Origin of the sequence: Nocardioides sp. URHA0032 (assembly GCF_000620645.1) — a bacterium.
GTDB lineage: Bacteria > Actinomycetota > Actinomycetes > Propionibacteriales > Nocardioidaceae > Nocardioides.
Genome location: NZ_KK211160.1, coordinates 351,902 through 369,384 on the forward strand (window position 1 = coordinate 351,902; position 17,483 = coordinate 369,384).

Below are 17,483 nucleotides of genomic sequence, written 5' to 3' on the forward strand. Positions count from 1 at the left end.
ATCATGACGAGCAACACCAGTCCCTGACATCCTCCGGAAGCTCGAGGCCGTGGTCCTCGGCTCCAGCGAACCCGCACCGGCGGTCCCACCGCCGGTGCGGGTCGATCCCTTCCCCGAGTCCGTGGCGGACCAGGTCGCCGTGCAGCGGGGTGACGTGGGCGCTCACGGCGTCGCCGGACCGAGCGCGCGCCGCCGCAGGGCGCGCAGCCGTGCCATCACGTCGTTGCCGCCCCGGCCGAACCAGTCGTGCAGCTGGAGGTACTCCGCGTAGAGGAGGTCGTACGTCGCCGCGTCGTGCTCGTCCGGCGTGTAGACGACAGGTCCGCGTGAGCCCATCGCGGCGGCGGCGGCGCGGACGTCCGGGTGGACGCCCGCCGCGACGGCCGCGTGGATGGCGGACCCGAGGGCCGCACCCTGGTCGCTGCCGATCGTCGAGATCGGGAGGCCGAGGACGTCGGCGTAGGTCTGCATCAGCCGGGTGTTCCGCACCAGCCCGCCCGCGGCGACGACCTCGGTCACCGGCAAACCCGCGGCCGCGAACGTCTCGACGACCACCCGGGTCCCGAACGCGGTCGCCTCGAGCAGCGCGCGGTAGCCCTGCTCCGGCCGGGTCGCGAGGGTCTGGCCGACGACGACACCCGAGAGGCCGTGGTCGACCAGGACCGACCGGTTGCCCGAGTGCCAGTCGAGCGCCACCAGCCCGTGCGCGCCGGTCGGCTCCCGGTAGCCGAGCTCGGTCAGGTGCTCGTGCACCGAGAGGCCCAGGGCGGCCGCCTCCTCGGCGTACCGTCCCGGGACCTGGTTCTCGACGTACCAGGCGAAGATGTCGCCGACGCCTGACTGGCCGGCCTCGTAGCCGAACAGCCCGTCGACGATGCCGCCGTCGACCACGCCACACATGCCGGGCACCTCGACCAGGCGGGTGTCGCTGACCAGCTGGCAGGTCGAGGTGCCCATGATCGCGACCAGCTGGCCGGCCTCGGTCGCCTGCGCGGCCGGCGCGGTGACGTGGGCGTCGACGTTGCCGACCGCGACGGCGATGCCCGCCGGGAGGCCGGTCCAGGCGGCCGCCTCGGGGCTGAGGCCACCGGCCGCGTCGCCGAGCCGTCCGATCCGGCCGTTGAGCTTCTGCTCCGCGAACCGGGCGAAGCGGGGGTCGAGCGCCGCGAGGAAGTCGGCGTCGGGGTAGCGGCCGTCCTGGAACAGGCCCTTGTAGCCCGCCGCGCAGGCACTGCGCACGTAGCGCCCGGTCAGCTGCCAGACGATCCAGTCCGCCGCCTCGACGAACAGCTCGGCGCGGTCGTACAGCTCCGGGTCCTCCTGGAGCAGCTGCAGGCCCTTCGCGAACTCGCCCTCGCTCGAGACCAGGCCGCCGTACCGGCTGATCCAGGGCTCGGACCTCTGGTGCGCGAGCTCGTTGATCCGGTCGGCGTGCGGCTGGGCGGCGTGGTGCTTCCAGAGCTTCGCGTAGGCGTGCGGGCGGTCGGCGTACTCGGGGAGCTCGCAGAGCGGGGTCCCGTCGGCCAGGACCGGGAGGACCGTGCAGGCCGTGAAGTCGGTGCCGACTCCCACGACGTCCCGGGGTTCGACGCCGGCGGCGCGGACGGCCGCCGGCACCGCGGTGCGGAGCACGTCGACGTAGTCCTGCGGGACCTGCAGGGCCCAGTCAGGTGGCAGGGCGACGTGACGGCTTGTCGCCGCCGGGCCCGCGGTGAGTCGGGCGTCCATCACTGCGTGCTGGTACTCGTGGACCGCGGCGCCGAGCTCGGCGCCGTCGGAGGTCCGGACCACCACCGCGCGGGCGGACAGCGTGCCGAAGTCGACGCCGATGGTGCACGGGTCGCTGCTCACGGGACCTCCGGGTCGGGTGGACCGGATCGCCGACCGGCGGATGCTAGCAGCCACGACGGGGGCTCCGGGCTTCCTGCTTCCCCTCGCATCGGGCAGGCTGTGCGGGGTGCGACCACACGCCGTCGCCGGCGCCGCCTACGGCGTGCTTGCCGTCACCGACACCGTGCTGGCCGCCGCGCCCCCGCGGTGGCGGCGCTGGCGAAGTGTCACCAAGCCCCTGCTGATGCCGGCGCTCGCGGTCCGTCGCGGTGCGGGCCCGGTGGTGGCCGCGGCGCAGGCCTGCTCGTGGGCCGGTGACGTCGCGCTGATGCGCGAGGGGAGACGCCCGTTCCTGGCCGGGCTGTGCTCCTTCCTCGCCGCGCACGTCGCGTACGTCGTGGCGTTCCGGGGCCGGTCCTCGGTGCCGCTGCTCGGCTCGCCGGGGCGACGCCGGGTGCTGGTGGCCGGCGGGCTCGCTGCGGCGGGGATGGCCGCGGCCGCCGCGCGCGAGGACACCGCGGTGGCGCTCCCGGTCGCGGCGTACGGCTCGACCCTGGCCGCGATGGTCGCGGCGGCCTCGGCGATCGACCGCGACCGGGGACGGACCCGGGTGCTCGCGGGCGCGTCGCTGTTCCTGCTGTCGGACACCCTGCTCGGGGTGCGCACGTTCCTGCTGCACGACCGTGCCCCCGCCCTCGACGGGGCGGTGATGGCCACCTACACCGCGGCCCAGTGGTGCATCGCCGACGGGACGGCCCGGGTCCGATGAGGGCGCGCGGCGCGGACCTCGCCCGACAGCTCGGGACCGAGCGCCTCGTCCTCGCCGCCTACCTCGCGTTCGCGCTCTGGGTCCTCGTCGACCCCAGCCGGGAGAACCAGCGGTCCTGGGCGGCGGCCGCCACGATCGGGTACGCCGCGGCGCTGCTCGGGCTCTCGATCGGGCTGGGCTCGCGGCGCTCCTGCCTGGTGGCGGTGGTCGGCGCGGTCGTCGTACCGACCATCGGCCTGGTCGCCGGCGCGCACGGCCAGCCCGAGATCCACGTCGTGCACAACGGGGCGGTGCGCCTGCTCGATGCGGGAAGCCCCTACCTGACGAACCCGTCGTCGGTCTACGACTACCGCCCGTACCTCCCGGTGCTCTACCTCTTCGGGCTGCTCCCGGTGGCCGGCGGGGACCTGCGCATCCCGGCCCTCGCGCTGCTCGTGGTGGCCCTCGCCGCCGTCCGGTTCTGGGCGCCGCGGGTGCCCGCCGGCCCGCAGGACGCGGTTGCCGCCCTCGACACCCGGCTGCTGCTGCTGCTCGCGTGCCCCGTCGTCGCCGCCGCTGTCGCGGTGAGCGGCGTCGACGTGCCCCAGGCGGCGCTCACGGTGCTGGCGATCGCCCTCGTCTCGCGGCACCGGTACTCCTGGAGCGCGGTCGCGATCGGGCTGACGATGGCGATGAAGCCGACCGGCGTGTGCGCGGCGTTCGTCCTCGCGGTCTGCATCTACCGTCGCGACGGCCTGGCAGCGGCGGCGCGGTTCGCCGCGATCTCCGTGGGGACAGCGCTGCTGGCCGTGCTGCCGGTGGCCGCCAACGACCCGCGGGCGATGTGGGCGAACGTCGTCGAGTTCCCGTCGGGGAAGTCGCTCGTGCAGTCACCGGCGGCGTCGCCGCTGCCCGGAGTGCTGCTCCGCACGGCCGGGATCCCGTCCTGGGCGTCGCTCGCGATCGTGCTCGCGGGCGGGCTCGCCTTCGCCGCCTGGTGCATCGCGCGCTCGTCACCCGAGGTCAGCTGGGCCGCGTCGCGGATCGCGCTCGGTCTCTGCCTGGCGTTCCTGCTCGTCCCGTACAGCAGGGTCGGCTACTTCCTGGTGCCGGTGCTCGTGTTCTTCCCGTTCCAGCGGGTGCGGTCCCGGGCGCCCGCGCTCGGGAATCCGTAGCCGCCGCACGGGGTTGCTCACGGTCGTGAGCCTCCTCTTCTCCCCGATCACCCTTCGAGAGGTGACGATCCGCAACCGCGTCTGGGTCGCGCCCATGTGCCAGTACTCCGCCCTCGGTGGGGTCCCGAACGACTGGCACCTGGTCCACCTCGGGTCGTTCGCCCGGGGCGGGGCCGGCCTGGTCCTCACCGAGGCGACGGCAGTGGTGCCGGAGGGCCGGATCAGCCCGGAGGACACCGGGATCTGGAACGACGAGCAGCAGGCCGCCTGGCGCCGGATCGTCGACTTCGTGCACGACCAGGGTGCCACCGCGGGCATCCAGCTCGCGCACGCGGGCCGCAAGGCCTCGACGTACTCCGGCTTCACCGGCGCCCGCGGTGGCGTCCCGGACTCCGACGGTGGGTGGCGCCCTGTCGGTCCGTCGGCGGAGCCGTTCCCGGGTCTCCGTGAGGACCCCGAGCCGCTCGACCGCGCCGGTGTCGAGCGGCTCGTGACCGCGTTCGGCGATGCCGCCGAGCGCGCGGTGGCGGCCGGCTTCGACGTGCTCGAGGTCCACGCCGCGCACGGCTACCTGCTGCACGAGTTCCTCTCGCCGCTGTCGAACCACCGCGACGACGAGTACGGCGGCTCGTTCGAGAACCGCACCCGCCTCGTGCTCGAGGTCGTGCAAGAGGTGCGGCGACGGGTTGCCGCCGGGGTCCCGCTCCTCGTGCGCCTCTCCGCCACCGACTGGGTCGACGGCGGCTGGAGCGCGGACGACACCGTGCGGCTCGCGGGTCTGCTGCGCGAGGAGGGCGTCGACCTCGTCGACACCTCGAGCGGCGGCAACGTGGTCGCCCAGATCCCGGTGGGTCCGGGCTACCAGGTGCCGTTCGCCGCGCGGGTCCGCGCCGAGGCCGGCATCCCGACCGGCGCGGTCGGGAAGATCACCGAGCCCAAGCAGGCCGAGGAGATCCTGGCCGAGGGCTCGGCCGACGTCGTGCTGCTCGCGCGCGAGCTGCTCCGGGACCCCCACTGGCCGCTGCGGGCGGCCCACGAGCTCGGCGAGACGGAGGCCGACCTCTGGCCGGTGCAGTACCGGCGCGCGGCGCCCTGAGCTGGTCGGCTGCGGTCGATCGACCGGGTACCGCGTGGCCCGTTGGTGACGGCGGGCTGCGGGTCCCTGGGTGGTGGCGACCGAAGGCAGCTAAGCGGGTACGGCGGGCTCGCGTCGAGGTCGCTTCCCGGCTTGCGGACCGCTTGGACTGGCGGCACCTCGCGGCCATCTTGGGGTTGAGACCGACATGGCAGCGACGGGAACGGCGGGCGGGTGGTCGCCGTGGCTTGCCGGCTTGCGGGTCCGCGTCGGTGACAGCTGGCTGCGGGTCCGTGGGTGGTGGCGACCGACCGGCTGCGAGGCGGGTACGGCGGGCTCGGGTGGGGGTGGCTTCCCGACTTTCGGTCCGCCGCAGCTGCTGCGAAAATCTCTGCCGAACAATTTTCCGGGATTGTCCGAATGCTGGTCAAAACAAGGGTTCTGAGCGTCTGAGTGTCGGTGGCCAGTGCTGTGATGGATCCATGACAGCGATCGCGACGCCCCGGCACCGGGTCAGTGTCGCGACCGCGCACGTGCACGCCGAGCTGGACGCGGTCGCCGAGGCGTCGGTGTGGTCGATGGACCCGGTCGAGACCGGGCAGACGCTGGTCGCGCTGCAGCGCGCCGAAGCCCGGCTGGTCGAGCTGAAGGCCCGGGTGGCCGCGCACGCCGAGGAGCTGCACGTCGGCCAGGACGTGGGCGCCTCGTCCGCGGCGAACTGGCTGGCGCACGAGACGAAGGCGACCCGGGCGGCGGCGTATGCGGCGGTGCGGCTGGGCCGTGACCTCGAGGCGCATCGCCCGACGCGGGACGCGCTGGCCGCTGGGCGGGTGTTGGCCGACCAGGCGCGGGTGGTGATCCGGTGGGTCGAGGACCTCCCCGACACGGTCCCGGCCGGCAAGGTCGCCGAGGCCGAGGCGCACCTGCTGGCCCTGGCCCGCCACCACGACGCCCAGGGGCTGAACCGGCTCGGGAAGCACCTGTTCGAGGTGGTCGCACCCGCGGAGGCCGACGCCCGCGAAGCCGCACTCCTGGCCAAGGAGGAGGCCGCCGCCGCCAAGGCCTGCCGGCTCTCGATGTACGACGACGGCCACGGCAAGGCGCACTTCCGGGGCACCCTGCCCAGCTACCACTGGGCCGTCCTGCGGAAGATGCTCGGCGCCCTGGCCGCACCCCGGCACGTGGCCGCCACCCAGGGCGCCGGGGTGGAGCGGCCGGAGACCCCCGAGGCGTGGGGGCGGGCGTTGTGCGAGCTGATCGAGCGGTACCCCGCCGACCGGCTCCCCACCACCGGCGGCGTCTCCGCGACCGCGGTGGTGCTCCTCGACCTCGACGTCCTCACCGGCCGCCTCGAGAAGGCGGGGGTGTTGGACACCGGGGAGAAGATCTCCCCGAGCATGGCCCGGCGGCTGGCCTGCCAGGCCGGGATCATCCCGGTCGTCCTGGACGGCGACTCCCAGCCCCTCGACGTGGGCCGCAAGCGCCGGCTGTTCACCGAGGCCCAACGGACCGCGATGCTGGTCCGCGACCGGGGCTGCCGCGCCGAGGGCTGCGACCGCGCCACCGGCCTGCACGCCCACCACCGCACCCGCTGGACCGACGGCGGCCACACCAACCTCGCCGACGGCATCTCCCTGTGCCCCTGGCACCACGCCCGCGCCCACGACACCAACTACCAGACCACCCACCACCCCAACGGCGACGTCACCTTCCACCGGCGAACGTGACAGAGAGCGCCTCAGCAACCCACTGGTCGGGTAGCACCGCACTGCAGCGTCGACGCCCACAGCGGCTTCACTGCGTGGCGAACGCTGCCAGCCACTCCCGGCCCTCGTCGGACAGCCGGCCGTTCGCGCCGGCCACCTTCGCCCACCTGCGGGTGGCGCGCAGGAACGTCGCGGGGTTGTAGACGTCCTCCTCGCAGGACCACAGCCCGCCGCCGGCGTAGGTGAGGATCGTGATGTTGCTGGCGCCGTGCCGCTGCCCGTCGCCGGGGTCGACCAGGTCGTTCCACACCTCGCAGACGATCCGGCCGCGCTCCTCGTCGACGACGTACCACTCGATCGGGAAGCGCGGCATCTCGCTGCCGGGGAACGTCGTCATCGTGCGCACGATCCAGGTGCGGATGTCCTCCCGGCCGGCGAAGTCGCCGTACGCGTGCTCCCGGTACGTCGCGTCCTCGGCGAACAGGTCCGCGAACCGGGCCCAGTCGCCCGACCCGGCGATCCGGTCGACCTCGTCCTGGTACTGCTGGAACGCCTGCTCGAGCTCCTCGCGGGAGTAGCTGCCCATGCGGGGACTGTAGTGGAACACGTTCTAGGTCGCGACGGCTCGAGCAGCTTCCCCGTGCGAGCTCCAGCGGCGTCCCAGCGACCGTCAAGCGGGCCGGGTGACGGTGTGGTCCGCGGAGCAATCCGCTCCCACCACCGAAGTGAGGTCCCTCCCCGCACCGACAGGAATCTCGATGAACACGCTGATGGACAAGGTGTTCCCGCCCGGCCGTCGTACCGCCGACGAGCGCCGCCGTCGCCACGTCGCGCGCTACGTCGCCCGCCACCCGGGCACCGTCAACCTCGGCGACGTCGCGCGCCGCCTGGCCGACGAGCTGCCCGTGCACCACCACGACTTCGTGCTCGCGGAGGAGAGCCGCCGCCGGATCGACGCGGCGACGCTGTGGGCCTGGCTCGACCGGTTCGGCGCGGAGGCGCTCGTCCACGTGCTCGCCTCCGACGGCGGGTACGCCGGACTGCTGCGCCGGCTCGCCACCGACGTCCCGCTGGACCGGGTCGAGCTCGAGCTGCTCGCGCACCTGTCCCGCCCCGAGCTCTTCGTCGAGAGCGCGTTCGCCCTGGAGCTCGCCCCCCGCTGACCTCCAAGTCGCCTCCCAGTGGCCTCCAAGGCCCCCGCGGGAGCGTGATCACACCAATCCGACCGAACAAGGAGCAACACCATGGACGTCTCGTCCCTCCAGCCGGCCCTCATCGGCTTCTTCGTCATCGCCGGCATCGCGATCGCGATGGCCGTCGGCACCCTGGTGGTGCTCGCGACCGAGTCGCGTCGCCGCCCGACCCAGACCGTCGTCGCGATCTCCGCCGCCCACCCGGCCGTCGCGGCGGCCGCTCGACGCGCCGCCTGACGCGTGCGCACCGCACCCCGAGTGGCGGGTCGACCGGCTCCCCGGCCCGGTCGCCCGCCACTCGTGCGAGGGTGCTCCCCGTGGCTCGCCCTTCTCGCACCCCCCGCCCCGCTCGTCCCGCCATGCCGGTCCCTCCCGGCGCCCGCGAGGTGTTCACCGACGGCGCCTGCTCCGGCAACCCCGGCCCCGGCGGCTGGGCCTGGGCGGTCGACACGAGCGTGTACGCCTCCGGCCACGAGTCGGCCTCGACCAACCAGCGGATGGAGATCCGGGCCGCGCTCGAGGCGGTCCGCGCGCTCGACGGGCCGCTGCTCGTGGTGAGCGACTCGACGTACGTCGTCAACTGCTTCCGCGACCGGTGGTGGCAGGGCTGGCTGGACCGCGGCTGGGTGAGCTCCGCCCGCACGCCGGTCGCGAACCGGGACCTCTGGGAGCCGCTGATCACGCTGTTCCACGACCGCGGCGACGTCGCGTTCAGCTGGGTGAAGGGCCACTCCGGTCACGCGATGAACGACTTCGTGGACCGGCTCGCGGTCGCAGCCTGTCGGGAGAATCCGCCGACACTCGCGTGACCTGCGAGGCCCCAGATGCTGCTGGGGCTAGCGTGATCGGACCTGACGAACGAGCTGAGGGGAAGCAGCGTGGTCCGACGGGTCCGTCTGGGGCGCCGCCATGACCTCGGCCGACCCCTGCCCCGGCGAGGGTTGCGCTGGGCGGGGCCGCCGCCACTCCTGCTGATCGCGACCGTGGCTGCGCTGGCGGTCGCGCCGTTCGTCGACGACGACCCGCAGCCGCCGGCGCAGATCACCACCACGTCGATGACGACCTCGGCCCGCGCCGTCGAGCCGCGCACGCCCGACCCGCAGCGGGTGGCGGGCGGCCAGGGGACCCACGGCGTCGCGCCCGTGCACCTCAAGCCTGCGGCCGTCGGGGTCGCCAGCTTCAACATGTTCCGCCGGCTCTCGACCGCGCATGCCCACCAGGACGCGATGCGGCTGACCCGGCACCCCGGGGTCGACGTGGTCGGCTGGCAAGAGGCGGACCGGTTCGCCGGGGCGCTGCACGACCTGCCCGGCTGGCAGACCAGGACCTTCCCCTTCGGCCAGCGGCACTCCGAGCTCGCGGTGTCGTGGCGGGCCTCGGAGTTCCGGCTCGTCGCCGCGCGCCAGCGCCAGGTCGCGTTCGGCGTGAGCTACCGCGAGGGCCGGTATCCGTTCGGCAACCGGTTGGTTGTCACCGTCACGCTGCAGCACCGGCTCACCGGCCGGCTGCTCACCGTCGTCGACGCCCACCTCCCGCAGAAGATCGAGGACTTCGCGCGGCCGGGCCGGTGGACGCCGACGATCAACGCCTACCGGGCCCGCAACCAGCTGCACCGCATCGCCGACATCTGGAAGCAGGTGCCCGGGCGCTGGATCGTCGGCACGGGCGACTACAACTTCGACGCCCGCGCGGATGCCGTGCACCACCTCTCGAGCGCGCCGCGGGCGACGCTGGGACCGATCGCGATCTCGTCGTACATGAAGCTCGGGATGGACGTCCCGCCCACCTACCCGGAGAACGGCCGCAACATCGACTACGTCTGGGCCGACCGTCAGGCGTACGCCGAGGGGCGGATCCGGTTCGCCGGCCAGTGGGTGCTCGGCGGATTCAACAGCGACCACAACGCGCTGCTCGCGCGACTGGTGCTGTCCTAGAACGAGAGCCGCACGCCGGGCTCCGCGAGCAGTGCGCTGACCTCGGCCTGGCCCGCCATGGCCTCGAGGAACCGCTGCCCCGGTGTGGTGAACAGCCGCTCGTGGTTGGCCTTCGCGACCCGGCGCAGGCCGACCGGCCAGAACGTCCCCCAGTGCACCGGGACCGCGACGGTCGCGCCGACGGCGAGCACCGCGGCTGCGCCGTCGACCGGGTTCATGTGGCCGTCCTCGAGGGTCGGACCCCACCCGCCGATCGGGACCAGAGCCAGGTCGACGTGGCCGACCTTCCCCATGTCCGGGCGCAGCTCGGTGTCGCCGGGGAACCAGAACGAGCGGTCGCCGCCGTCGACCCGGAACCCCAGCGCCGGTCCGGTCACCTTCGTGTGCGGGCCGCGGCCGCCGTCGTGGGTCGCGGGCAGCACCGTGACGGTCACGCCGGCGACCTCGAGCACGTCGCCGGGGGCGACGGGCTGCACGCGATCGGCGCCCATCGACCGCAGCAGCGACTCCCCGCCGCGCGGCACCAGGATCGGCAGCTCGCGGCCGAAGCGGCGCAGCGACGGCAGGTGCAGGTGGTCGTGGTGGAGGTGCGAGATCAGCACCACGTCGGCCTCGAACGCGCGGGCGGCCGGGCGGGCGGCGTACCGCCGCAGGTGCAGTAGCCGGTCGCCCAGCAGGGGGTCGGTCGCGACCCGCGCGCCACCGATCTCGACGGTCGTCGAGGCGTGCCCCCACCAGGTGAGGGCGAGGCCGGTGCTCACGGTTGGACTGTAGTGCGCGTGCCGGCGACCGCCTGGCCGTCGACCTCGGCGTCCAGTCCGGCCGCCGCCATCAGCGCCGCACTGACGGCCGCCTGACGGTCGCTGGACTCGACGAGCACCCGACCCCCCGGCGCGAGCCAGTCGGGCGCCCCCGCGATCACCCGGCGCTGCACGTCGAGCCCGTCGGCGCCGCCGTCGAGGGCGACCCGGTGCTCGTGGTCGCGGGCCTCGGGCGGCATCGTCGCGATCGCGTCGGTCGGCACGTACGGCGCGTTGGCGACGATGACCGTCACCCGGCCGCGGAGGTCGTCCGGCAGCGCGTCGTACAGGTCACCCTCGTGGACGCGCGGCACGTTGCGTCTCGCGCAGGCGACCGCGGCCGGGTCGATGTCGGCGGCGTGCAGCTCGATGCCGGGGACGGCTGCGAGGACTGCGGCCCCGAGGGCGCCCGTCCCGCAACAGAGGTCGACGACCACGTCGCCGGCGTGCAGGCCGGCGGCGGCCGCGTCGACCAGTGCCCTCGAGCGCTGGCGGGGCACGAACACCCCGCGAGCCACCGCGATCCGCAGCCCGCAGAACTCGGCGTACCCGACCACCTGCTCCAGGGGCTCGCCCCCGACCCGACGGGCGACCATCGCGGCGAGCGCGTCCTCGTCCGCTGCCTCGCGCAGGAGCAGCGCGGCCTCCTCCTCGGCGAAGACGCACCCCGCCGCCCGGAGGGTGGCTGTGAGGACGTCGGCATCCATGGCCGATGATGCTCCCATGCCGAGCGTCTCCACCCAGATCACCTACATCGTGGTCGGGTACGCCGTCCTCGTCGCGGTGCTCGCGCTCGTCATCGCTCTGCGTCGCCGGGAGCGGCCGCGCTGGCTGGACCAGATGGTGTGGATGCTCGAGCTGCTGCTCATCGTCCGGGCCCTCGCCGGCCTCGGCCCGCTGGTGGGTGACGACGAGCCCGACTCGACCTCGACGTACGTCGGCTACCTGATCGCGTCGATCTGCGTGCTGCCGATCGCGATGAAGTCGATCGAGGGCGATCGGGCCGTCTGGTCGTCGGCGGTCGTCGCGGTCGCCGCGCTCGCGATCGGCGTGATCGCCGTACGACTGGAGATGACCGCATGAGCACCCGCTCGGGGCCGCACAAGGTCCTGCTCGCGTTCTACGCCCTGTTCACCCTCGCCGCCGGTGCGCGGGCGCTCGTCCAGCTGACCACGCAGTACGACGAGGCGCCGGTCGCGTACTGGCTCTCGCTCGCGGCGGCGGTCACCTACGCGCTCGGGTGGTACGCGATCCGCGAGGCGTCGGCCGGCCGCACGGGATTCGCGAGCGTGATGCTCTGGATCGAGCTGGCGGGCGTGCTCACCGTCGGCACGCTGAGCATCGCGGTCGAGCGCTGGTTCCCCGACGCGTCGGTGTGGTCGGACTACGGCATCGGCTACGGCTTCGTGCCCGCGGTGCTGCCGATCGCCGGCCTGCTGTGGCTGCGGCGGCAGAAGCAGGACACTCGCACGAATCTGTAACGTGTTCTAGATTCGGCTCGTGACCGACGTCTTCGCCCCCGCGACCCTGGGCCCGGTGCGGCTGCGCAACCGGACCGTCAAGGCCGCCACCTTCGAGGGCCGCACGCCCGAGGGGCAGGTCACCGACGAGCTGATCGAGTACCACGCGTCGGTCACCCGCGGCGGCGTCGGCCTCACCACGGTCGCGTACCTCGCGATCGCGCCGGAGGGCCGCACCCACCGCGAGCAGATCGTCGTGGGCGAGCACTCGCTGGCCGGGCTGCAGCGGCTCACCGACGCGATCCACGCGACCGGCGCCGCGATCGCCGGCCAGGTGGGGCACGCCGGCCCGGTCGCCAACGGCCGGTCCAACGGGGTCAAGGCGCTCAGCGCGTCGCGGATGCCGAGCCCGCTGTCGATGCAGATGATCGGGTCGGCCTCCGAGGCGGACCTGACCCGGATCACCCGGGCGTACGTCAGTGCCGCCCGGACGCTGGTCCGGGCCGGCTTCGACGTGCTCGAGCTGCACATGGCGCACAGCTACCTGATCTCCTCCTTCCTCGCGCCCGGGCTGAACCGCCGCAAGGACCGGTGGGGCGGCTCGCTGGAGAACCGCGCCCGGCTGGGGCGCCAGGTCGCGCGCGCCGTACGCGACGAGGTGGGTGCGGAGGTGGCGCTCACGGCCAAGGTCTCGCTCTCCGACGGGTTCAAGGGTGGGGTCACGACCGAGGAGGGGCTGGCGTACGCGCAGCTGCTCGAGGCCGACGGATGCCTGGACGCGCTGCAGATGAGCGGCGGCTCGTCGCTGATGAACCCGATGTACCTGTTCCGCGGTGAGGCCCCGGTCTCGGAGTTCGCCTCGACCATGCCGCTCGTCGTACGACTCGGCATGAAGACCCCGGTCGGCAAGGGCTTCCTCAAGAGCTACCCGTTCGAGGAGGCCTACTTCCGGGAGAAGGCGCTGCGGTTCCGCGCCGGGCTGTCCCTGCCGTTGATGCTGCTCGGCGGCATCAACCGCCGCGACACGATGGAGCAGGCGGTGGCCGACGGCTTCGACTTCGTGGCGATGGGCAGGGCGCTGCTCCGCGAGCCCGACCTGGTCGACCGGCTCCAGTCCGAGCAGGCCGACGCGGGCGTCTGCATCCACTGCAACCGCTGCATGCCGACCATCTACTCCGGGACCCGCTGCCCGGTCATCACGGCGGCGCCCCTTCCGCGAAACTAGAACATGTTCTAGGTTGACCGCATGGCAGAACCACTGAAGGTCGTCGTCTGGTCCACGGGCACCGTCGGGCGGCACGCGATCGCCGGCATCGACGCGCACCCGGACCTCGAGCTGGTCGGGGTGTGGGTGTCGAACCCCGCCAAGCACGGCAAGGACGCCGGCGAGCTGGCCGAGCTGGGCCGCGAGCTCGGGGTCCCGGCGACCACGGACCGCGACGAGCTGCTGGCGATGAAGCCGGACGCGATCGTGCACACCGCGATGACCGACGACCGGGTGTTCGAGGCCATCGAGGACCTGACCGGGTTCCTCGAGGCGGGGGTGAACGTGACCTCGAGCGGCCCGGTGCTGCTGCAGTGGCCGGAGCAGATCCTGCCGCCGGAGCTGATGGAGCGGATCACCAAGGCCGGGGAGCGGACCGGAGCGAGCCTGCACGTCAACGGCATCGACCCGGGCTTCGCGAACGACGTGCTGCCGCTGGTCCTCACCAGCCTCAGCCAGCGCATCGACGAGGTGCGGGTCATGGAGATCTGCGACTACTCGACGTACTACCAGCCGGTCGTGATGAACGACCTGTTCGGCTTCGGCAAGCCGATGGACCAGCCCGGGTTCCTCTTCGCGCCCGGGATCCTGAGCATGGCCTGGGGCAGCGTGGTCCGGCAGCTCGCCGCCGGGCTCGGGATCACCCTGGACGAGCCGCTGACCGAGGACGTCGACCGACGCCCGGCGGAGGTCGACACCGAGAGCGTGTCGGGCGAGGTGAAGGCCGGCACCATGGGCGCCGTCCGGTTCCAGGTGATCGGCAAGGTCGAGGGCGTGCCCCGCGTCGTGCTCGACCACATCACCCGTACGGCGCCCGACCAGGTGCCCGAGTGGCCGACCCCGCCCGAGGGTGACGGCTGCTACCGCATCGTGATCAAGGGAGAGCCCTTCATGCAGTGCGACTTCGTCCACCACGGCGAGCACGGCGACCACAACGTGTCCGGGATGATCGTCACCGCGCAGCGGATCGTGAACACGGTCCCGGCCGTGGTCGCGGCGAAGGGCGGCCTGGTGACCGCGCTCGACCTGCCGCTGGTGACCGGGAAGGGCCTGGTGAGCAAGGCATGACCATCCTCGACCGCTTTGCGATCCCCGGCCAGGTCGCGATCGTCACGGGCGCCGGCCGCGGGCTCGGCGCAGGCACGGCCGTCGCCCTCGCCGAGGCGGGCGCCGACGTCCTCATCTCCGCGCGCACGGAGCGCCAGCTGGACCGGGTCGCCGAGCAGGTCCGCGCCGCCGGACGGCGGTGCCTCGTCGTACCGGCCGACCTCAGCGACCTGGACGCCGTCGCCGGCCTCGCGCAGGCGGCGTACGACGAGTTCGGCCGGCTCGACACGGTCGTGAACAACGTCGGCGGCACGTTCCCGACCGAGTTCCTCAAGACCAGCAACGAGTTCCTCAACGAGGCGTTCGCGTTCAACGTCACCACCGCCCATGCGCTGACCAGGGCGGCCGTGCCGCTGATGCTGCAGGACGACGACGGCGCCCAGAAGAGCGTCGTCACGATCAGCTCGATGATGGGCCGGACGGCGGACCGCGGCTTCATCGCCTACGGCACCGCCAAGGCCGCGCTCGCGCACTGGACCAAGATGGCCGCCCGGGACCTCGCGCCGCGGATCCGCGTCAACGGGATCTACGTCGGCTCGATCATGACCAGCGCCCTCGAGTACGTCGCCGGCCAGCCCGAGATGATGAGCCAGCTCGAGACGAAGACGCCGCTCGGCCGCGTCGGCGAGCCCGAGGACATCGCGGCCGGTGTCCTCTACCTCGCCTCGAAGGCCGGGCAGTACGTCACCGGCAAGCTGCTCGAGATCGACGGCGGCATCCAGCAACCGACCCTCGACCTCGGGTTCCCGGACATCGCGCCGTAGGGTCCGACCCGTGACCACGACCTCCACGGCGCACGCCGTCTCGCCGGACTCGGGCGAGCACTGGAGCAAGGAAGGCGCGTGGCGGGTGGCCGACGGGATCCACCGGATCCCGCTGCCGCTGCCGATGGACGGGCTCAAGGCCGTCAACGTGTACGCGATCGAGACCGACGACGGCCTCACGCTGATCGACGGCGGCTGGTCGATCGAGGTCGCCCGCGACCTGCTCGAGCGCTGCCTGCGCGACATCGGTTTCGGCTTCGGCGACATCCGGCGCTTCCTGGTCACCCACATCCACCGCGACCACTACACGCTGGCGACCGTGCTCGGCCACGAGTACGCCGCCGACGTCGCGCTCGGCCTCGACGAGAAGCCGGGCCTGGACCTGCTCAACGGCAAGCTCGAGCTCACCGGCAACCCGTTCCTCGACGTGCTGCGTACCGCCGGCGCGCACGAGGTCGCCGACCAGTGGGCGGCCGGTCCGGCCGAGCTGCCGGACCCGGCGTGGTGGCAGTACCCGCACACCTGGCTCGTGGGCGACCAGCGGATCGCGGTCGGCGACCGCACCCTGGACGCCGTGCACACGCCCGGCCACACGCCCGGCCACTTCGTGTTCGCCGAGCAGGCCGCCGGCCTGCTCTTCGCGGGCGACCACGTGCTGCCGACGATCACGCCGTCGATCGGCTTCACGGTGCCGGCCGTGGCCGACCCGCTCGGCGACTTCATGGCCTCGCTCACCAAGGTGCGCGCGCTGCCCGACCTGACGATCCTGCCCGCGCACGGTCCGGTCGCGCCGTCCTCGCACGCCCGGGTGGACGAGCTCCTCGTGCACCACGAGAAGCGGCTCGACCTCAGCCTCGCCGCCCTCGCCGGTGGCCCGCTCACCGGGCACCAGGTCGCCCACCACCTGCCGTGGACCCGCCACGACCACGCGTACGACGAGCTGGACCTCTTCGCCCAGGGGATGGCCTCGATGGAGACCAAGGCGCACCTGGACCTGCTCGTCGCGCAGGGCCGGGCGAGCGCCGAGCACACCGCGGACGGCGTGCGCTACTCCGCTACCGGCTGAGCCGCATCGGGGTGTGCGGGATCCCGTCCTCGAGGAACTCCGGTCCGTCGACCTCGAACCCGAGAGACGCGTACCAACGCACCAGCGGCGACTGCGCGTCGAGGACGACGTCACGGCCCTTCGAGACGTCCAACGCGGTCCTCATGATCAGGTCTGCCCAGCCGCGTCCACGGGCATCGGGCGCGAGGAGGACGCGACCGATCCGCCAGGTCTCGCCCTCGTCGAGCACCCGGCCGTAGCCGAGCAGCGCGTCGTCGATGGTCAGGAGCACGTGCCTGGTCTCCGGGTCGACGTCCCGGGCGTCGAGATCGGGGTAGGGACACTGCTGCTCTACGACGAAGACGTCCTGCCGCAGCTTGCAGATCGCGTACACCGCATAGGGATCGAGCCGGTCGAAGGGAACCGCGACGGCCCTCAGCGGAGGAATGCCAGTGTGCTTCGCCATGCGTCTCTCGCTTCCGGGATCAGGGGCAGCAGGGGATAGACGTGGAGGAGTCCGGGCCGCTCGACGTACGTGAGGTCCCAGCCGGCCTCGGCCGCGCGCCGCGCGAGCAGGCGGCAGCCCGGCGCGAGGGTGTCGCGCGTGCCGCAGAACGTCAGCGCCGGCGGCAGTCCGGCCAGGTCGCCCAGCGCCGGCGACACCTCCGGGCGGCCGAGGTCCTCGTGGGTGCCGGCCCACCAGCCGGCGTACGCCTCGAGCTTCCCGAGGAAGAGCCACGGGTCGTCCGCGGAGTACGCCGCCGTCTCCGGGGTGCTGGTCGTCAGGTCCACCCAGGGCGAGTGCAGGAGCAGCCGGCCGGGCTGCGGGCCGCCGCGGTCCCGGAGCGTCAGTGCGACCGCGAGCGCGAAGCCACCGCCGGCCGAGTCCCCCGCCAGCACCAGGTCGTCGGAGTCCGCCGCCCAGCGCTCGGTCAGGTCGGCGACCTGGTCGTGGGAGTCGCGCCACGTGTGGGCGGGCGCGAGTGGGTAGTCCGGCAGCACGATCCGCGCGTCGAGCGCGGTCGCGAGGCGCGCCAGGTAGCGGACGTGGAACGGGTCGACCCCGGCGACGTACCCGCCGCCGTGCAGGTAGACGACGGTCCGGTGCGGGTCGCTGCCGCGCGGGGTGATCACGTACGACGGGAACTCGCCGCTCGCCCCCTTCAGCTCCTCGGTGAGGACCGAGAAGCGCTTCTCGAAGCGCGGCACCAGCTCGCGGCGGACCCCGCCCTTCGTCGTCGATCGTGCCTTCGCCTGCCACGCCAGGAGGGCGGCGCGCTCGGCCTCCGGGCTCTCGAGCTCGGCGCTGCCCCGCAGTCGGGGGAGGGCCCAGGCGAGGAGCTCGTGTCGACGGCTCGGGCGCATGGGGGGAGTGTCACAGA

At 73.3% G+C, this 17,483-nt stretch carries 20 protein-coding genes; 14 read left to right on the forward strand and 6 right to left on the reverse strand.

Annotation, left to right across the window (positions count from 1 at the left end):
• Positions 1 to 162: 162 nt before the first annotated feature.
• Complete coding sequence (gene araB, locus N538_RS0119820; protein WP_028638738.1) at positions 163 to 1,851, reverse strand: ribulokinase; 1,689 nt, start codon at positions 1,849 to 1,851, stop codon at positions 163 to 165.
• Between the two features lie 106 nt (positions 1,852 to 1,957).
• Between araB and N538_RS0119825 the strand changes: the two genes are divergently transcribed.
• The 4 genes from N538_RS0119825 (at position 1,958) to N538_RS0119840 (ending at position 6,555) form a co-directional block, all read left to right on the forward strand.
• Positions 1,958 to 2,599: a lysoplasmalogenase gene (locus N538_RS0119825; RefSeq protein WP_051549507.1), complete on the forward strand. Its 642-nt coding sequence runs from the start codon at positions 1,958 to 1,960 to the stop codon at positions 2,597 to 2,599.
• Positions 2,596 to 3,753: a glycosyltransferase 87 family protein gene (locus N538_RS26430; protein WP_081790599.1), complete on the forward strand. Its 1,158-nt coding sequence runs from the start codon at positions 2,596 to 2,598 to the stop codon at positions 3,751 to 3,753. The genes N538_RS0119825 and N538_RS26430 overlap by 4 nt, the downstream gene beginning before the upstream one ends.
• Positions 3,754 to 3,778: 25 nt before the next feature.
• Positions 3,779 to 4,849, forward strand: a complete 1,071-nt coding sequence (locus tag N538_RS0119835; RefSeq protein ID WP_028638740.1) for an NADH:flavin oxidoreductase/NADH oxidase — start codon at positions 3,779 to 3,781, stop codon at positions 4,847 to 4,849.
• 461 nt (positions 4,850 to 5,310) lie between these two features.
• The gene (locus N538_RS0119840) at positions 5,311 to 6,555 is read left to right on the forward strand and encodes an HNH endonuclease signature motif containing protein (RefSeq protein WP_028638741.1); all 1,245 of its coding nucleotides are present in this window, start codon (positions 5,311 to 5,313) and stop codon (positions 6,553 to 6,555) included.
• A gap of 67 nt (positions 6,556 to 6,622) precedes the next feature.
• Here N538_RS0119840 and N538_RS0119845 read toward each other — a convergent pair whose 3' ends face one another.
• Positions 6,623 to 7,120, reverse strand: a complete 498-nt coding sequence (locus N538_RS0119845; protein WP_036571362.1) for a nuclear transport factor 2 family protein — start codon at positions 7,118 to 7,120, stop codon at positions 6,623 to 6,625.
• A 172-nt stretch (positions 7,121 to 7,292) separates the two neighbouring features.
• Between N538_RS0119845 and N538_RS0119850 the strand changes: the two genes are divergently transcribed.
• The 4 genes from N538_RS0119850 to N538_RS0119865 all read left to right on the forward strand — a co-directional run bounded on the left by N538_RS0119850 (position 7,293) and on the right by N538_RS0119865 (position 9,661).
• Entirely contained in the window at positions 7,293 to 7,697 is a 405-nt protein-coding gene (locus N538_RS0119850) for a hypothetical protein (protein WP_028638743.1), read from the forward strand.
• Positions 7,698 to 7,778: 81 nt separating this feature from the next.
• Entirely contained in the window at positions 7,779 to 7,964 is a 186-nt protein-coding gene (locus N538_RS0119855; protein WP_028638744.1) for a hypothetical protein, read from the forward strand.
• 122 nt (positions 7,965 to 8,086) lie between these two features.
• Complete coding sequence (locus tag N538_RS0119860) at positions 8,087 to 8,536, forward strand: ribonuclease H family protein (protein WP_028638745.1); 450 nt, start codon at positions 8,087 to 8,089, stop codon at positions 8,534 to 8,536.
• Between the two features lie 174 nt (positions 8,537 to 8,710).
• Entirely contained in the window at positions 8,711 to 9,661 is a 951-nt protein-coding gene (locus N538_RS0119865; protein WP_155992286.1) for an endonuclease/exonuclease/phosphatase family protein, read from the forward strand.
• Here the strand turns inward: N538_RS0119865 and N538_RS26435 are convergent.
• Positions 9,658 to 10,422, reverse strand: coding sequence for an MBL fold metallo-hydrolase (locus tag N538_RS26435; protein ID WP_036571365.1), 765 nt, complete (start codon positions 10,420 to 10,422; stop codon positions 9,658 to 9,660). The two genes, N538_RS0119865 and N538_RS26435, sit on opposite strands and share 4 nt — an antisense overlap.
• Positions 10,419 to 11,186, reverse strand: a complete 768-nt coding sequence (locus tag N538_RS0119875; protein WP_036571368.1) for a putative protein N(5)-glutamine methyltransferase — start codon at positions 11,184 to 11,186, stop codon at positions 10,419 to 10,421. Before N538_RS0119875 ends, N538_RS26435 begins: the two co-directional genes overlap by 4 nt.
• Here N538_RS0119875 and N538_RS0119880 point away from each other — a divergent pair.
• Genes N538_RS0119880 through N538_RS0119905 form a run of 6 tightly spaced genes read left to right on the forward strand, consistent with a single transcriptional unit; the run spans position 11,185 to position 16,122 of the window.
• Entirely contained in the window at positions 11,185 to 11,544 is a 360-nt protein-coding gene (locus N538_RS0119880; RefSeq protein WP_036571375.1) for a hypothetical protein, read from the forward strand. The genes N538_RS0119875 and N538_RS0119880 overlap by 2 nt on opposite strands.
• Entirely contained in the window at positions 11,541 to 11,942 is a 402-nt protein-coding gene (locus tag N538_RS0119885) for a hypothetical protein (RefSeq protein WP_028638749.1), read from the forward strand. The genes N538_RS0119880 and N538_RS0119885 overlap by 4 nt, the downstream gene beginning before the upstream one ends.
• 19 nt (positions 11,943 to 11,961) lie before the next feature.
• Positions 11,962 to 13,146, forward strand: a complete 1,185-nt coding sequence (locus N538_RS0119890; RefSeq protein ID WP_028638750.1) for an oxidoreductase — start codon at positions 11,962 to 11,964, stop codon at positions 13,144 to 13,146.
• A 21-nt stretch (positions 13,147 to 13,167) separates the two neighbouring features.
• Complete coding sequence (locus tag N538_RS0119895) at positions 13,168 to 14,253, forward strand: NAD(P)H-dependent amine dehydrogenase family protein (protein ID WP_028638751.1); 1,086 nt, start codon at positions 13,168 to 13,170, stop codon at positions 14,251 to 14,253.
• A complete protein-coding gene (locus N538_RS0119900) occupies positions 14,250 to 15,056 on the forward strand; it encodes an SDR family oxidoreductase (RefSeq protein WP_028638752.1) in 807 nt (268 codons plus the stop codon). The genes N538_RS0119895 and N538_RS0119900 overlap by 4 nt, the downstream gene beginning before the upstream one ends.
• A 10-nt stretch (positions 15,057 to 15,066) precedes the next feature.
• A complete protein-coding gene (locus N538_RS0119905; RefSeq protein ID WP_028638753.1) occupies positions 15,067 to 16,122 on the forward strand; it encodes an MBL fold metallo-hydrolase in 1,056 nt (351 codons plus the stop codon).
• Here the strand turns inward: N538_RS0119905 and N538_RS0119910 are convergent.
• Both N538_RS0119910 and N538_RS26440 read right to left on the reverse strand, forming a co-directional pair.
• Complete coding sequence (locus N538_RS0119910) at positions 16,112 to 16,567, reverse strand: GNAT family N-acetyltransferase (protein WP_081790600.1); 456 nt, start codon at positions 16,565 to 16,567, stop codon at positions 16,112 to 16,114. The genes N538_RS0119905 and N538_RS0119910 overlap by 11 nt on opposite strands.
• A complete protein-coding gene (locus N538_RS26440) occupies positions 16,537 to 17,466 on the reverse strand; it encodes an alpha/beta hydrolase (RefSeq protein WP_051549467.1) in 930 nt (309 codons plus the stop codon). The genes N538_RS0119910 and N538_RS26440 overlap by 31 nt, the downstream gene beginning before the upstream one ends.
• Positions 17,467 to 17,483: the final 17 nt, after the last annotated feature.

Bases quoted from the DNA above. Each gene is read 5' to 3' on its own strand.
- N538_RS26430 (WP_081790599.1), top strand. From the start codon at position 2,596: ATGAGGGCGCGCGGCGCGGACCTCGCCCGACAGCTCGGGACCGAGCGC.
- N538_RS0119855 (WP_028638744.1), top strand. From the start codon at position 7,779: ATGGACGTCTCGTCCCTCCAGCCGGCCCTCATCGGCTTCTTCGTCATC.
- N538_RS0119860 (WP_028638745.1), top strand. From the start codon at position 8,087: ATGCCGGTCCCTCCCGGCGCCCGCGAGGTGTTCACCGACGGCGCCTGC.
- N538_RS0119910 (WP_081790600.1), bottom strand. From the start codon at position 16,567: ATGGCGAAGCACACTGGCATTCCTCCGCTGAGGGCCGTCGCGGTTCCC.
- N538_RS0119875 (WP_036571368.1), bottom strand. From the start codon at position 11,186: ATGGGAGCATCATCGGCCATGGATGCCGACGTCCTCACAGCCACCCTC.
- N538_RS0119900 (WP_028638752.1), top strand. From the start codon at position 14,250: ATGACCATCCTCGACCGCTTTGCGATCCCCGGCCAGGTCGCGATCGTC.
- N538_RS0119885 (WP_028638749.1), top strand. From the start codon at position 11,541: ATGAGCACCCGCTCGGGGCCGCACAAGGTCCTGCTCGCGTTCTACGCC.
- N538_RS0119895 (WP_028638751.1), top strand. From the start codon at position 13,168: ATGGCAGAACCACTGAAGGTCGTCGTCTGGTCCACGGGCACCGTCGGG.
- N538_RS0119880 (WP_036571375.1), top strand. From the start codon at position 11,185: ATGCCGAGCGTCTCCACCCAGATCACCTACATCGTGGTCGGGTACGCC.
- N538_RS0119850 (WP_028638743.1), top strand. From the start codon at position 7,293: ATGAACACGCTGATGGACAAGGTGTTCCCGCCCGGCCGTCGTACCGCC.
- N538_RS0119845 (WP_036571362.1), bottom strand. From the start codon at position 7,120: ATGGGCAGCTACTCCCGCGAGGAGCTCGAGCAGGCGTTCCAGCAGTAC.
- N538_RS0119840 (WP_028638741.1), top strand. From the start codon at position 5,311: ATGACAGCGATCGCGACGCCCCGGCACCGGGTCAGTGTCGCGACCGCG.
- N538_RS26440 (WP_051549467.1), bottom strand. From the start codon at position 17,466: ATGCGCCCGAGCCGTCGACACGAGCTCCTCGCCTGGGCCCTCCCCCGA.